Annotated in this window: 10 protein-coding genes; all 10 read right to left on the bottom strand. The window is 28.0% G+C overall.

Features of this window, described 5'->3' with window-relative positions; all coding sequences use genetic code 11:
- Window positions 1-447 precede the first annotated feature (447 nt).
- Window positions 448-2181 carry an ABC transporter ATP-binding protein gene (locus KHW44_RS01415; RefSeq protein WP_304065023.1) on the bottom strand — a complete coding sequence of 578 codons (1734 nt, stop codon included), beginning with the start codon at window positions 2179-2181 and terminating at the stop codon, window positions 448-450.
- Window position 2182: 1 nt separating this feature from the next.
- Window positions 2183-3919: an ABC transporter ATP-binding protein gene (locus KHW44_RS01410; RefSeq protein WP_115595405.1), complete on the bottom strand. Its 1737-nt coding sequence runs from the start codon at window positions 3917-3919 to the stop codon at window positions 2183-2185.
- Entirely contained in the window at window positions 3913-5367 is a 1455-nt protein-coding gene (locus KHW44_RS01405; RefSeq protein ID WP_115595406.1) for an ABC transporter ATP-binding protein, read from the bottom strand. The genes KHW44_RS01410 and KHW44_RS01405 overlap by 7 nt, the downstream gene beginning before the upstream one ends.
- A complete protein-coding gene (locus KHW44_RS01400) occupies window positions 5364-6041 on the bottom strand; it encodes an energy-coupling factor transporter transmembrane component T (protein ID WP_304065018.1) in 678 nt (225 codons plus the stop codon). The genes KHW44_RS01405 and KHW44_RS01400 overlap by 4 nt, the downstream gene beginning before the upstream one ends.
- The gene (locus KHW44_RS01395; RefSeq protein WP_304065015.1) at window positions 6038-6631 is read right to left on the bottom strand and encodes an MptD family putative ECF transporter S component; all 594 of its coding nucleotides are present in this window, start codon (window positions 6629-6631) and stop codon (window positions 6038-6040) included. The genes KHW44_RS01400 and KHW44_RS01395 overlap by 4 nt, the downstream gene beginning before the upstream one ends.
- Window positions 6632-6665: 34 nt before the next feature.
- Window positions 6666-7568 carry an AraC family transcriptional regulator gene (locus KHW44_RS01390; RefSeq protein WP_115595409.1) on the bottom strand — a complete coding sequence of 301 codons (903 nt, stop codon included), beginning with the start codon at window positions 7566-7568 and terminating at the stop codon, window positions 6666-6668.
- On the bottom strand, window positions 7565-7687 hold the full coding sequence (locus KHW44_RS01385) for a hypothetical protein (protein WP_304065010.1): 123 nt from the start codon (window positions 7685-7687) through the stop codon (window positions 7565-7567). Before KHW44_RS01385 ends, KHW44_RS01390 begins: the two co-directional genes overlap by 4 nt.
- Before the next feature lie 3 nt (window positions 7688-7690).
- The gene (locus KHW44_RS01380) at window positions 7691-8767 is read right to left on the bottom strand and encodes a hypothetical protein (RefSeq protein ID WP_304065007.1); all 1077 of its coding nucleotides are present in this window, start codon (window positions 8765-8767) and stop codon (window positions 7691-7693) included.
- Between the two features lie 20 nt (window positions 8768-8787).
- Complete coding sequence (locus KHW44_RS01375; protein ID WP_304065004.1) at window positions 8788-11457, bottom strand: methyltransferase; 2670 nt, start codon at window positions 11455-11457, stop codon at window positions 8788-8790.
- The coding region (locus KHW44_RS01370; protein WP_369680506.1) for an amino acid adenylation domain-containing protein at window positions 11458-16110 on the bottom strand (4653 nt) is incomplete at its 5' end.

Here is a 16110-nt window from a genome sequence, read left to right as displayed (position 1 = left end):
CCTATAACTACCATACCAATAACTGCTGGTATAGATAATTGAAACATTAATGATAAAGGCTTCTTAGTCAATAACTGTTCTTTCATATTTTGTTTCATTTTTAATCACCTCAATAATAAATTCTTCCTTAATATTTTTTCACTATATCATAAATAAAATTTAATCACCTAATTTCAAATAAATTCTAAATCTCAGACTAGATCAAAACAATATCTCTATTCTCATGCACTCTTAAAATCTCACAAACATTGATCATATAATTTAGTATATTTTTTTAATAAAGGATTAAGATTATTTTTGCTTTATGATAAAAATACTCATGATATTTTTAAGAACTAAAAACACATCATCCCTATTTTCCAACATGTCGCCGTATGTTAAATATAATTTAATAACATAGCAATAACACTCTTATAACTAAATATATAGTTTAACAAATTATATTTTTCATTTATAAGTATCTCTTTGCGCATCTACTAAATTCTTATAAAATCCATTAAGTTTTATAAGATCTTCATGATTTCCACATTCAACTATTCTTCCTTTATTAAATACAACAATACTATCACAATCTTTTATAGTATCTAATTTATGAGCTATTACTATTACAGTTTTATTCCTTGTAATACGATTAATTGCCTCTTGTACTAAATTTTCGTTTTGTATATCCAATGCCGAAGTTACCTCATCAAGTAATACTATCGGCGCATCTTTAATTATTGCTCTTGCAATTGAAAGTCGTTGTTTCTCTCCTCCAGATAACAACTTACCATTTTCTCCAATATACGTGTTATATCCATCTGGGAGCTTTGATATGAATTCATGGCAATTAGCTAGCTTTGCAGCTTCAATAACTTCTTTATCTGTTGCATTTTTATTTCCTAATCTAATGTTCTCTAAAATAGTATTATCAAAAAGTAAGACATCCTGAAAAACTATTGAGTAATACTTTAAAAGTTCTTCTGAATTTAATTTTGCTATATCCTCTCCACCTACGCATATTCTACCTTTATTAGGTTTATAAAATCCCGCTGCAAGCTTTAAAGCCGTTGATTTGCCCGAACCTGATGAACCTACTAGAGCTGTCTTTTTCCCTTCTTGAGCAATAAATGTAACATTATTTAATACATTCATATCATCATACCTAAAACACACATTCTCAAATAAAATATCTAATTTTTCCAAATCAGCATTTAAAATATCCTTCTCTACTTTTTCTTCTTTTATACTATCAATACGATCAACCAAAACTTCTGCCTGTAATATTTCTGTTAATGCATTCATAAGTGAATTGATAGGTTCATAAATTAACCCAGAAGAAAATAGAAATACAATAAATGTAAATAAATTAATCTTACTTTCTAAGAGTAAAATGCTCCCAACAAAAATAACGGAAACTATACCTAGCTTCAAAATCATTTGGGCAGAAGCTAATATCGTTGCTGAAAATAATTCTGTTTTTCGCTGCATTTGTTCAAACTTATTTAATCTATTCTTTATACTAATTTTGTAATCATTTTCTAATCCAAATGCTTTTATTTCTTTAACCATTTCTAATGTCATTTGAATTTGATCTGACGCCCCTAATTTTTCTTTTTTAAACGCCTGACTGTATTTTATTTGCATTTTTCTAGAAATAAAGACAACAAAAAATGCAATGGGAATAACCCAAAATAATGCCAGTGTCAACTTAAAATTCAAAAATGACATAGCCACAAAAATAATAATTGTTGAAATTAAAGTGCCATAACATTGAGGAATAACATGAGCAAGTGCATGCTCAATACCAGATGTATCTGTCATAATAATTGTTGTTAAATCTGCAAGATCTCTTTTTGCGAAAAATGATAATGGAAGTTTTCTTAAAAACTCAGCTATTTCAATTCTTCGATTTGCACTTTCCTTATAGATATCTATAAATGTTTTAGTATACTCTATATATGTCAGTACCGTCATTATTGCAATAACGCATAATGATAAAAATAAATATTTTGTAATAGGCAAAGCCATATCAGTTTTTTCTGAACCAATGTGCATGAACATCTGTGATAAAACATAGGTGCATATTCCGACTGGAAGCATTTTTGAAATATTAGTTAACGCATTAAAAAAAATTCCTTGTCTAACAAGTTTATATTCCTTTTCTGATAAATTATACTTATTCTTCACCAACTCAAGCATCCTATATCCTCCAATCTTCTGAATCTGTATATTGTTGCCACATACTTGCATACAACCCATCTCTATGAATCAGCTCCTTGTGATTACCTTCTTCCATAATCTTTCCAGAATCCATAACAATGATTTTGTCTGCATTTGTGACTGAATTAAGCCTATGAGCAACTAATATAACCGTCTTGTTTTTTGAAATTTCCGTTATAGCTTTGTTAATATAAAACTCATTTTCAGAGTCACAACCAGATGTCGCTTCATCAAGAACTATTATTGGAGAATTTTTTATAAATGCCCTTGCAAGTGCTATCCTCTGTCTTTCTCCTCCAGACAAATAAACACCTTTTGTCCCATATACACTGTTCAATCCGTCTGGTAACTTATTAATAATACCCTTACATTGAGCAATATTTATAGCGTCTTCAACTTCCTTTTTTGTAGCATCTTTTCTACCAATTTTTATATTATCTAGCAAACTAATTGGAAATAATTTAGTTTCTTGAAAAACAAAAGAAATATTTTCCATTAAATCTCTGGTACTTATTTTTTCAATATTCTTATCTCCTATTAATATCTCCCCCGAATTAGGATTAAAAAATTTCCCAATTAATGATAAAATAGTACTTTTACCTGATCCTGATAATCCCACTATAGCAACTTTAGAATTTTCATCTATAGTAAAGGTCACATCATCTAACACTAAAGATTCATTCTCTGGATAAGAAAAACATACATTATTAAATTTAATACTCCTTTTATCTGGAAACTTTTCAAAATTCATCTCATTAAATTCATAATTTGTAATATTTTCTATACGTTTCAACGCTTCCTTTGCTTGAATAAGATTTTCTCCTGTTAACATTAGTCTCATTAATGTTGTAGAAATCAATGGACTAAGTAATATAAAAAATATCAAATTCAAAAATACTTCGCTTTTATTTCCTGTTTGATTAAACAAAAACGTCGCCAGCATAATTAAAATAATAAAAAAACTATTTAATGATATTGAAAACAGAGTTTTAGGAATGCGACATTTTTCTGCATAACCCAAAACTAAATCTCTATATTCTATTATTGTTTCATGGAATTTTCTAAAGCTGAACACAGTCTGTTGAAACACTTTTATTATTGGTATTCCCCTAACATACTCAACTGCTTCTTTATTCATCTGCTCTTGCATTGTCATAATTTTGCCCATCATCGTTTTATTTGAACCGCCCATCATCATATATATACAAACCATTGATATTATTAATGGAATAAAACAAGCTATCCCCATTCTCCAATCAAAATAAAAAAAACTAATAATGATAGCAAATGGCATAACAACAGTTGCCGAAAAATCTGGCAATTTATGTGCTAAAAAGTCTTCGGTTAAAATTGTATTCTCATCAATAGTTTTTCTTAGCTCTCCAGTGGATCTAAGTTCAAAAAAACCCAATGGCATATCAATAAGCCTGTTCATAGCATTTATTTTCAAATTTTTAGCAACTCTGAAAGCAGAAATATGTGCTAATGAAAGCCCTAAAAAATAAATTGCAATACTAACTATTGATGATATTATTGCAATTCTAGCATAAGTCATTATTGTTAAATCGCTCATTCCTTCTATATAAGTCTTTATAATTTGAAAAATACACACTAGCGGGATGATAGACATAATTGAACTAATCACAGACAACAAACAAGCTATTATTGTTAAACATCTGTATTTCCCCGCATATTTCAAAAGACCTTTACTTAACATAATCTATTTTCATCTCCTTTTAATTTTTTTAAAATCTTTTCTTTGTCTTCATAAGGAACTAATTCTCTAAAAGATTGTTTACTTAAGTCTAAAACTAAATCACAACATTCCATCAAAAATTCATAATCATGTGAAATAATAATTATAATTTTTCCTTTTTTTTGGAGTTCTCTTATTTCACCTGAAATCAAATGCATATTCTCACCATCTAGCCCACTTGTTGGCTCATCAAAAATATAAACTTTACGATCTAACAATTGAGCTGTTGCAATTGTTAATCTTTGCTTTTGTCCGCCTGACAAAATTTGCGGATGAATTCCTTTTGTCTTTTCCAAATGAAACCTTTTTAATATTTCTTCTATATTTGCGTTTTTATCACTAAGTCTTAACTCATCCTCTGGGGTTACTTCAAATAAATTATTATCAGGATTATTAGAGAGATAATATACATATTCTCTTCTTTTGTTTTTCTTTAATAAAGTCCCATTATAATGAACCGTTCCTGACTTTTCTTTTAAAATTCCGCTTAGTACCTTAGAAAGAGTGCTTTTTCCAACACCATTTTCTCCTATAATGCCATATACTTTTCCATCATTGAATGAATATGATAAATTACTAAAAATATTATATTTACCATAAGAAAAGCTTAATTTATCTATATCAAGTTTGTTGATAGATTTACAATTAACTAATTTAGGAGATATTAACTCTAACAAAAACGTCCTTAATCCAAGTTCCTTATAGTTCATTTCAGTCATATCCAGTAACTCTTTCTCTGTATAACTACAAACTACTTCTCCATTATCAATGTAATAATATTTATCAACAATCCCTTTAAGATAATACATTCTATGCTCAGAAATAATGATTGTTTTACCCGAATTCTTTAATGAAATAATTAATTTTTTTAAAGCTTCAACACTTTTCATATCCAAATTGGATGACGGCTCATCGAAAACATAAATAGGTGGATCAAGTGCATTAATTGATGCAATGGCAACCTTCTGCCTTTCACCACTTGATAGACAAAATAAATTTTTATATTTTAAATCTTGACCTCTAATTGAATTTAAAGATAGTTCTATTCTTTTTAGCATTTCTTTTCTTCCAATACCATAATTTTCTAGCCCAAATGAAATCTCGTCTTCTACTATTTCTGCAAAAAATTGACTCTTAGGATTTTGAAATATTGAACCTACCTTTCTTCCAATTTCATAAAGTTCTCTATCACAAGGGTTCATTCCGTCAATATAAATTTCGCCATTAATAATTCCATTATAAAACTTATATGCTAATCCATTAAATATTCTTGTTAAAGTTGTCTTTCCACAACCACTAGACCCAATAAGTGCAATAACTTCTCCTCTTTTAATATCTAAATTGATATTTTTTAATATAGGTTTTGTTCCTTCTGAGTAAGAAAAATTAACATTCTTTAAATCAATCATAAAAATGCCACCTTCTCCAAATAAATTAATAGAATTGTAGCCAGAACTGTACATACAACCACAAAAAAATCTCGAATTCTAAATTTTATTTCTATTCGTGATGTATGCTTACCTTCAGCAGATATTCCTCTTACTTCAGAAGCAGCCGCTAATTCTTCAGCAATCTTAGACGCTGAAAACATCATAGGAACAAAAATGTATTCCATTGTAAGCATAGGTTTCTTAAAAGAAATAAGGCCTCTAAGCTTTAAAGAGTCTATAATTTCTTTAAACTCCGCCTTTACAATTGGTATAAATCTCATCATAAAAATTAATGGAAGTGCCACATTTTTATGAATTTTAAGTTTTCTCATTACTGCCATCAATTCTCCTGGTGGAGTTTTTATAATTGGTATACCAGAGAGCAATATTACTAAAGTCCTAAGCATAATAAATAAAAACATTTCAGGAAGAAAAATTCCAAACCCCTGTCCATTAGAAATAACTCTTAATATTACAATTAATCCAATTGCATACATAACTTTAATTGTAAACATGCCATATCCTGTTAAAAATAAATATATTAATAAAATAGCAATTAACAAAAAAAATACAGCATCTTTGGACAGCACCGCTACCAAATATACTGTACTTAAGAATACTGCAAATTTGGAACGAAAGTCCAAATTAATCATTTAATTATCCCTGTCTTTCTAAAATGTTTTTGAGTCATCTTATTTCCTAAATAGCATCCAACAATAGCCGCTACTGCAGTTAATGACAAAGAAATAATAACCCACTTTATATCCGTATAATACTTGGTTTGAATTTGAACCTGTTCTAAAGATACTCCTGAATTAATAAAAGCATTCTTAAAAAACCAAATCTCACTCATGCCATGTGCAGCTCTCGTAAGCGATGTAATAATCCATGCAACAGTAATCCTCTTAAGACTTCTATAACTATTTTTCCCTATCATAGAAAGTTCTGCAATAATGCCCCCACATACAAACCAAGGAATCATAAAAGGTCCCATAAACATAGCCGCCAAAATAGCTTGTAATACATTATAAATTAAAGCTACTCCTGGTTTGCCTACCTTCATAGACATATAAACAAAAAATGGTCCTAAAATCAATGCCGCAAATACTGCATTAAAAATCATATTAAAAAATAATGACGCTCCTGTAAGCATAGAAAAAACTATAAAAACAACAATCATTATTGCTGAAAAAATACCTATCGTAGCTAAATCTTTTACTGATAATTTCTTTGAATTTTTCATAAATCCCTCCTAATCTTTAACATGTTTAATGATATCATATATCATTAATAAGTCTTGTTTTTTTAGACGCATTGTGTCCTAAAAGACACGATTTATATCCAGTAGGAAAAATGCCGTATTCTTTTTTAAATGCTTTAGAAAAACTTGAATAATCTGAATACCCTACAGCTACTGCTATCTCAGTAATACTCTTATTTGTATCCCGTAATAAGTTTGCTGCCTCTTTTAATCTTCGATTTCTTATTGTTTCGTTTATTGTTTCATTGTATACAAATTTATAACATTGTTTCATTGTAGTCATTTTTATGTCAAATAAGTCTGACAAGCTTTTATATGTGTAATGCTTAAAATAATTATTATTAATAAATTTATTTATGTTTTTAATTACATTTATATTGCTCTTCATATAATATTTTCTATCACTATTAGTCTTAAAATCTCTCACTTTATTTAGATAGTGAAATAATTCCTGTATCTTTATTTTTAAATAAGTTTTAATATTATTATTTGGAGATGCATTATAAATTTCACAAAAAATATGATGTACTTCGTCAGAAGATCTTTTTATAAATAATCTTTCTCCTTCACATATATGACTAAGTATTTTTTCATAATTGATCTCAAATATCTGTTGTAAAACGATCGCTTCTTCATCAAATTTCGAAACATCAATATAAATTGTTATCCCACTATAAAACCCTATAGGAAATAATGATTCCATTGGCGAATTATTTAACACGTTAATCGAAAAATCTCCTGGAGACATATATGTTATAGTTCCATCTTTCAACTCACATTCAAACCTGCCTTTTTGACAATGATTTATTTCATATATATGTGAAGCTTCATCAAAATGAATATTATGCCTATAATTTCTTTCACAAATATTATTGTAAACTATATATATACCTCCTAATACTTCATACTCCCCACTCATATCTTTCTCCAATTTTTGATTATTGTAATGTCTTTGAAACTAAAAAGAAACATTCCATACTCTAAATCCATCATTATATCGTAATCTACATATTGCAACATTTGAATTTCTAAATTCATTTATTATAAGCACCCCTCATCATATTCAGTATTTTCAACTTCCAAAATATCATTTATTAATCTCAACTTGGTCATTTCCGAAAATATCACTTCAGAATCAATTAATTCAAATGGTCTCAATATCCCAATATTTAATTTTGAGCTATACAAGATTTCTTGTATAATCTTATATAGAATATACGCAGAAATAGTATAACTATTTTCTAATATTATTTCTAATGTCAACGCTTTATTTTTTCCATTTTTTTCACCCTCTACCTCTATCTTATATAAACTCCCATCAAAGTTAGAATTATTTATATAGCTAAACTCATTAGTTAAAATACCTTTTACATTTTCCCAACAATTGTCTTTCACTGGAAGTTTATAGTAGATGTCTTTTAATAATAAATACTCCTCTTCGCTAGAGTACAAATTATTAAAATGCATTTCATCTATATTTAAAAAATTTGAAACATCTACCATTTCATTGCTTATAAATCCATTGCAATAAAAACTTCTATCCAAATATTCTATATATTTTTTTGTAATGTAATTCTTTTCTCTTTTATATCGCTTCGATTTATAATAATGGGATATTTGCCCATACCCCATATTAACACTCATTAATATATCTAATAATCCAGAAGCTGTTATTTCGCCCCCACTAAAATAGGACATATCTATTTTCGAAATCTTACTAAAATATCTCTTTTTTATCCAACAAGAAATAATACCGCTGAACCCTGGGCAATCCCCAGCAGAAATAACAATCAATGAATTTATATCACTTTGTATATTTCTAAGAATAAATTCATCACCAAATACATCTATATAAATTTTATTATGCTTAATAACTTTTTCAGCAATAAATTGTCCATAATAAAAAGTGGGACCTATGCAATTTACAACTATATCGACATTTTTTAAAAAAGTCTCAAAGTCATGTTTATTATAAATATCAAATATAAACTGCCCATCTAAATTTTTTTTATCAGATCTACTTGCCTTTACAAAGTTTATGCCTTTTTTTTCTAAATAATTGCATAATTTAACTCCAACTTTACCATTTGATCCTAATATTCCAATTCTATAGTCCATAACAGGTTTCACCTTACTTACTATAATAGATCTTCAATAATCTTAATAGAATTTTCTTTATTGATAACGCTAAAATGATCTCCATTTACTGAGTAATAAATTATATTTCTATCTACTACTTTCTTCCATAAGTTTTCATTATCACTAAATAGACTTGCCCCTTCCATGAAAAAATTATTTGTATTAAAATTACCATGTACAAATTTTAATACTCCTTTATATGATGAAGGTCTATACTCTGATGCAGCCAAAAAGAATTTTTTAAAAATATCAAATGTATTAACATACTGAGTAGGTATTAATTTACCTTCTTCGTAATCTTTTAACTTGGTATATAACTCTTTATTGGTATACTTAGTTTCTTTTACACCTCTTTCGAAACTATTAATCCTGTTATTTTCTATATATTCCATTACATTTTCTATTTCTGATAACGAAATTGGGTTAGTGCTTTGTTTATTCCCAATTACCTCTCCAAATACTATGCCCATCAAAAAATTCGATTCTAAATATTTTTTTAAAATATTATTTCCATACAATATACTACCTTCATTCAAATATGAACTAATCAAAACTACTTCAGATAAATTTATATCTTTATCAAGAAGTATACGTCCTGTTTCTAAAGCCAATAAACCTCCAACGCAATGACCTACCAACACAATTTCTTGCTCTTTGAATTGTGAAATTATAATACTAGAATATTTAATTGCTAAATCTTCATAAAGTGACTCTATATTAAATTCTTTTATGTTCTCTATTCTAAACCCATATATCGCTACATTTTTCTTCTTTTCATTCAAAACATTTACGAAATTATTATATATATTTAACTCTCCTGTACCATCATGAAAAAATATATAAACTTTATTAGGATCATCACAGCTTACCAATTCAGTTATATTATAATTTTCGTTAATCTCATTCTTAATATTGTTGTTATTAAAGTCCTCCAGAAATAAAGCTAAATCTTTTAAAACAGGATATCTAAATATAATATCTGTAAACTCTTTCCACTTTAACATCTTAGTTTTAGGGTATTTATTCCAAAGCTTCGTTATCAATTGTGTAATCACTAAGGAATCACCGCCAACTTCAAAAAAATTATCCGTAGACTTAATGTCCTCCGATTGTAATATTTCTTCCCATATTTCAATCATTTCGACTAATATCTTCTTGTCTACTTCTTCATTCTTTTCCTCAGTACCTACTTTTATAGATGTTTCTTTGTCAATATCATCTACAACTACAACTTTTTTTAGACAATCATCAATGGAATCTCTAACTATTTTTTCATTTATGCTATAACTATCATTAAAATTTCCAACAAATAATCTTTGACCCGTAAACGATAGATCACTATTTTTTTGAGGAAAATCAATCCATATATTTGCTTTACAAACTTCAAACATCTTCATCCATTGTTTATATGTGAAAAATACACCATTATCTTTAGCTCTATCATCATAAAAATTTGATAATGCATCGTTCAACTCTATTGATGTAAGCAAAAATTCAGGTTCAGTTGTTTCATCTATAATTATAAAAATCCCTTTATCTTTAATGAGATAATTTATATTCTTCAAAGCCTCAAACCCATTTTTTGAATTATGTAACATATTAGCACATAATATAATATCAAACTTTTCGTTGCTAAATCCTTGTCTATAAACACTATCATTTATATCAAAAATTTTATACTTCATATTTTGAGTGCCATATTTTTCTTTAGCTTTATTGAGAAAATAAAAAGATATATCTGTGTAAAAATATTCAAAATTTTCATTTTTTATTTTATCAACTATAAATCTTGTTGTGCCACCTATTCCCGCTCCTATTTCTAGAATTTTGACAGCCTGTTCTTTCTCAGACGCTTGTATATAAGAATAGACTATATTAGCCACCAATTTATTAAAAAGCCTACTTCCTTTATTATTACTATATACACCTACTGCACTATTGTCTGAGCCTTCTGGAAATAGAATATCCACTGTATTAACTTTCTTCTGTAAGATATCAAGAAGAAAATCCGAACATTTATTCATGTAATTAAAAAAATCATGACCATAATTTATCTTCTCTTCTATATTCTCAAAATTTTTCCAATAATCCTCAGCTATCTTATCTACGTAAGAATAATCCAAAATTTTATAACCCTCGTTGCCTTGCATTACAATATTATTTTCCACAAGAACTCTTAGCCACTTTTCAATAAAACATTCATAGCTAACATCAATTTCAAGTATATTTATTATTTCTTTTAAACTGTAATATTTATTTTCTTTAAACACGCCTTCGCAATAAAAAGTCTTAAATATATCACGCAACGCTACGTCATTAGCACTATTCACCCATTTAGATAAATTATTATCATTTATTAATTTTGTAGCTTCCCTCTCAAAAATTTTAACTTCATCTATAGCATTTTCTTTGATATCAATATAATTACTTTCTTCATTAAATGAAGGTTCAATCTCTACTAAAGCATCATTGCCTATAATCTTTATTCTTTTTATTCTACTTTCTTCTCTAAGATATTTTATTAGTTCATCCTTATGAGTGCGTATAATATTTTTAATTTTTTCATTCATTACTCCTACAGGTGATTTATAGGCTATCTTCCCATCATTTTCCCAAATTAATATTCCCTTTGAATTTAAATCATTAATTAATTCTTTTATATTTTCCATCTAAATAATCCCTTCCTCATAAAAATTTTCATTTTGTATAATATTACAACATTCAAAAAATGATTCATCTTCTAACACATCAAATAACACTTTTTTAAAAATCCCAAACTTTTCTTTTATTTCATTTTCCTCAAACATATCAGTTAAGTAATCCCAATTAATTACATACTTTCCCTCTACTACACTAACCTGTAAATCAAGATATACTCCTGGTGTCTGAGTTAAAACTTCTTTTATTTTACCTATATTGCTCATATTTATATCAATATCATATCCAACAGTATTAGTATATACTATCGGCATATTTTCATACATACTCTTGTTTTGTCTTCTTAATTCTCTAAGAACTCGAGTACCTTCAAAAGACATATGCTGAATATCCTTTAATAAATTATCTTGTATTCTATTCATTCTTTGATATAAAGATTCATTAGAATTGTAATTTATAGTGTGAAGAAGGTTTGACGTGTAATCTGCAATTTCTCCAAAATAATCATATACATTTTTTTGATTATTTATTACAATTACATTTATTGTATAATCTGTAGAATTACTCCAATAATGTATTACTTCTGAAAATAATGAGAGAATAATGTTTGAAGTCGTTATTTTATATTTGCTTGAAATATATGATAATTTTTCAACCTGATCTTCCGTTAATATTGTTGAAATCCTTTTAAAATACCCTGAACTTCTTTCTTGCTTTATAGAATCTTTTATCAAATTAGGTGCTGGAAATATATCATTAATTTTATTTTTCCAATATCGTTTATCTAACTCCAACTTATCATCATTTATTTTAGGCATACTACCTCTAATTAAAGTAAACCCTTCCGCATCCGAATTTTTATACAATAAATTCAACTCGTTAAGAATATGCATAATACTTGGAGCATCAAAATATATATTATCAAAACAAATATGCATAATTGTCTTACTATCATCCATTTTTGTTACTTCAATCTTAATAGGATCAAATAAATTTTTCTCATCAATGAAATACATGATCCTATTTCTTATATTTTCTAAAAGTTCTTTTTTACTTTTCGCAGATTCATTACTTAATTCATTATATTTGATTTCAATATCTGGTTTAGGTATACTTTCAAAGTATCTTCCATTATCACTTATGGTATTCTTAAATATATTATATTTATTAATAATTTTGTTGAATGAACTTTTTATTTTTATGACATCTAAATTTTTGCATTCTAATTCAATATAAAAGTTAGAATTCTGCCTTTCCAAATTTCCATACCCTACTCTATTTAACCAATATGAATGTTGCAATTCTGTTAGAAATACTTTTTCTTCATTTAACCCAAAACTCTCAGATTCACATTCTTTATGTGGCTTTATTTCGCTCTGTATTATATCGCACAACTGAAAAATAGAATCACTAGTGAATATATCTTTCATATTTAATTCAATATTATATTTATTATTCAGTTTCAATAATATATTAAGTGCAACTAACGAATCTCCTCCATTTTCAAAAAAATTTGAATTTACTTCATAATAAGGATTTTTAGTAACTTCTTTAAAAATATCAACTATTTCTCTTGAAAGTTCTTCTCTAGAATTATTATAGCTTCTATTCTTATATATATCCTCTGTTGCATTTTCCGCAATTTCTATTAACTTTTTAACATTCACCTTTCCATTTTTGTTTACTGGAAATTCTTTTATAAAAATTAATTTATCTGGGATCATATACGGAGGAAGTACGTCTATAAATAATTCTTTGCAATTCAATTCAACATTATTCCCTAAAACAAATGCATATAAGCTATTTCTCCTATAGTTAGTAACGACTTTTACATTTTTAAAATTCAATTTTCTTCTAACTGCTTCTTCAATCTCACCCAGTTCAATTCTATAACCCTTGATTTTAACTTGCTTATCTATTCTTCCAAGAAATTCAATAGTTCCATCATTCCATGTTGTTCCACTATCTCCAGTTCTATACCATCTAAGGCCTTCTTCTACAAAGAATTTTTTCTCAGTTAATTCTTCATCTCCATAGTAGCCTTTAGCTACGCCAACTCCACCTATAAGTAATTCTCCCTTAACATAGTTCGGACAAACTCTACCAAAACTATCAGCAACTCTATATACTTGGTTCTTTAAAGGCTTTCCATATGGAATAGAAACCCAGCCGTCTGATATTTTTCTTGGTACATTCATATAGTTTGACCAAATTGATGCTTCTGTAGCTCCGCCCATAGCCACAACAACAGAATTCATTTTGTCGCTAATATTATAGAATCGTTCTGGTAAATTTATTGCAATCCAATCGCCCGAAAGCATAACTGTTCTAAATGGCAATTGTCTATTTTTCCCTTCAGCCATAGTTACAATCATATCAAATAAAATCGGTACAGAATTCCATATTGTCACTTTATATTCATCTATTAACTTTAACCACTCATCAGGATTCCTATAATTATCTTCACTTGTTGTAACTATTGTGCCCCCTGCACGAAGAACTCCAAAAATATCATAAACCGACAAGTCAAAGTCTATCGCAGATACCATTAATATTGTATCTGCAGAATTAACGTCATATTTTTCATTTAAATCAATACATGTATTAATGGCACTTGTATGCATAATTTCAACCCCCTTTGGAATTCCTGTTGTCCCTGATGTCATAATAATATATGCACTGTCATATGGGCTAACTTGAACCGGACTTTCTAATCTCTTATAACTATTCATTCCTTTATCTAAATCGATGAGCTTAACTTCTTCATTATTCAAAGAACATTTAACTATTGTTTCCTCGTCACTTATTATGTGATTTATACCAATTTGTTCATATATTTTGTTCCTTCTGTCACTTGGTTGAGAAATGCCTATTGATACATATGCCGCCCCTATAAATAAAATTCCGAAAATTGCATAAAGCTGTTTGCTACCCCTTGGGAGTGTAATTCCTACATATTCTCCTTTTTTGACGCCATCATTATATAAATAATCTGCAAGTCTTAAAGAAATATCATAAAGTTTACGATATGTAATTTGCTCTTTGGTTTCAGAATCTATAATAGCCACCTTATCAGGATTTAATTTTACATTTCTAATAAATCCATCATATAAGGTTTCATCAGGATATTTAAGTGGTAAGATTTCTTCAACTTCTTGCTTTCTAATAATCTTTTGGCTCTTAGGCAAAACATCTACTCTTTTCCCCCAATTTATCGTCAGTGTCAAGGAAATAAGTAATGTATATAAAGAATTAATCATATCATCTAGTAACTCAATTGGGAAAAGTTCATCTACAGTATCCCAGCAAAGAATTAAATCTCCATCTACAACATACGTTTGAAAATCTATCCAAACTCCTGGAGTTTGCGAAATCATATACGACAACTTTCCAAACTCCTTTCTTGACAATTCTGTTTCCAACGGATAATCTATATTACATGCAAAAACAACAGGTGCTACATTCACACTTGTTCCTTGTTTCCTTGATATATCTCTTTGAACTTGTACTCCACTATATGCACTATGAGATACATTTTCTAAAAATGTCTTATTTGTTCTTTTTAAAGTATCCAAAAAACTTGAATCATCTACTGACTCATATTCCACTAATAAAATATTTGTAAAATCACCTACCATATTTTTTAAATTCTCATTAGATAAATCCCTATTAAATAATGGTATATTTATAAAAAATTTCTTTTGATTGCACCATCTTTCAAGAATAAGTGCATAAGCAGTCAGAAGCACCATGGATGGCGTACTTTTGTAAGACGCCGCTATGCTTTTTATAGTATTCCATTGTTCTTTTTCAATAATTCTTATTCTTCTTGTAAATTTTGTTTCTTTGATTTGCTCTGGTTGTTTTTTTAATGGTAAATTTGGTCTTTCTATCTCAAATGAATTAATTTTTTGTTTCCAAAAAAGTTTATCATCTTCATAATTTGAATTATTATCTAAGTCCTGCATATACTCTTTAAATGTATAGGAGTCCAAGCAATCAAGGCTTACATCTGAATAAAGTTCAGCCAACTCTTTGATGATAATGCTCATACTCATTACATCAGAAACAAGTAAATCTATATCAAAAAATATCCTAAATTTATTATTCAAAAGCTTCGCTAGGGACAACCCAGCAACTTGACCTTCATTCACATTTAATTTCCTATGAGATAATTGTGTTCTAATTTCTATCAATCTTAAACTTGATGTTTCCTCATCTAAAGTAGATAAATCAAAAATTTCTATCTCTTCATCATATGGCTTCCCCATTATCTCTTGATAACCATCTTTCGTAAATTTAGCCCTAAGCATAGGATGCCTATATTGAAGTTTATTCCAAGCTTTTTTTAATCTATCCTCCTTAATATTTTCTCCATCTATTTCAAGATAAGCGTGACATCCGACTCCACCTAAAACTTGGTCATCTTCTCTGCCTATTAAATAAGAATATTGGATATCTGTTAACTCAAACTTATTATCATTACTTTTGATAATTGATGACTTCATATTTTTATCATTTTTTACTTTAGAATTATCTATAAGTTCTAACCATTTAAACAAGCTTGGATCGTCCATAAGTTCTGCAAATGAAATTCTTATCCCTAATTTTTTTAACTTTCCATATAGTTGCATAACTTGAATGGAACTCAAACCTTTCTCTAT

The organism is Finegoldia magna (genome assembly GCF_018371055.1).
In the GTDB taxonomy this organism is placed as follows: domain Bacteria; phylum Bacillota; class Clostridia; order Tissierellales; family Peptoniphilaceae; genus Finegoldia; species Finegoldia magna_I.
This window is presented reverse-complemented; position numbering and strand designations above follow the sequence as displayed.

Coding starts and splice junctions, on each gene's coding strand:
- KHW44_RS01415 (WP_304065023.1), bottom strand. CDS start 2,181: ATGCTTGAGTTGGTGAAGAATAAGTATAATTTATCAGAAAAGGAATAT.
- KHW44_RS01410 (WP_115595405.1), bottom strand. CDS start 3,919: ATGTTAAGTAAAGGTCTTTTGAAATATGCGGGGAAATACAGATGTTTA.
- KHW44_RS01405 (WP_115595406.1), bottom strand. CDS start 5,367: ATGATTGATTTAAAGAATGTTAATTTTTCTTACTCAGAAGGAACAAAA.
- KHW44_RS01400 (WP_304065018.1), bottom strand. CDS start 6,041: ATGATTAATTTGGACTTTCGTTCCAAATTTGCAGTATTCTTAAGTACA.
- KHW44_RS01395 (WP_304065015.1), bottom strand. CDS start 6,631: ATGAAAAATTCAAAGAAATTATCAGTAAAAGATTTAGCTACGATAGGT.
- KHW44_RS01390 (WP_115595409.1), bottom strand. CDS start 7,568: ATGAGTGGGGAGTATGAAGTATTAGGAGGTATATATATAGTTTACAAT.
- KHW44_RS01385 (WP_304065010.1), bottom strand. CDS start 7,687: ATGAATTTAGAAATTCAAATGTTGCAATATGTAGATTACGATATAATG.
- KHW44_RS01380 (WP_304065007.1), bottom strand. CDS start 8,767: ATGGACTATAGAATTGGAATATTAGGATCAAATGGTAAAGTTGGAGTT.
- KHW44_RS01375 (WP_304065004.1), bottom strand. CDS start 11,457: ATGGAAAATATAAAAGAATTAATTAATGATTTAAATTCAAAGGGAATA.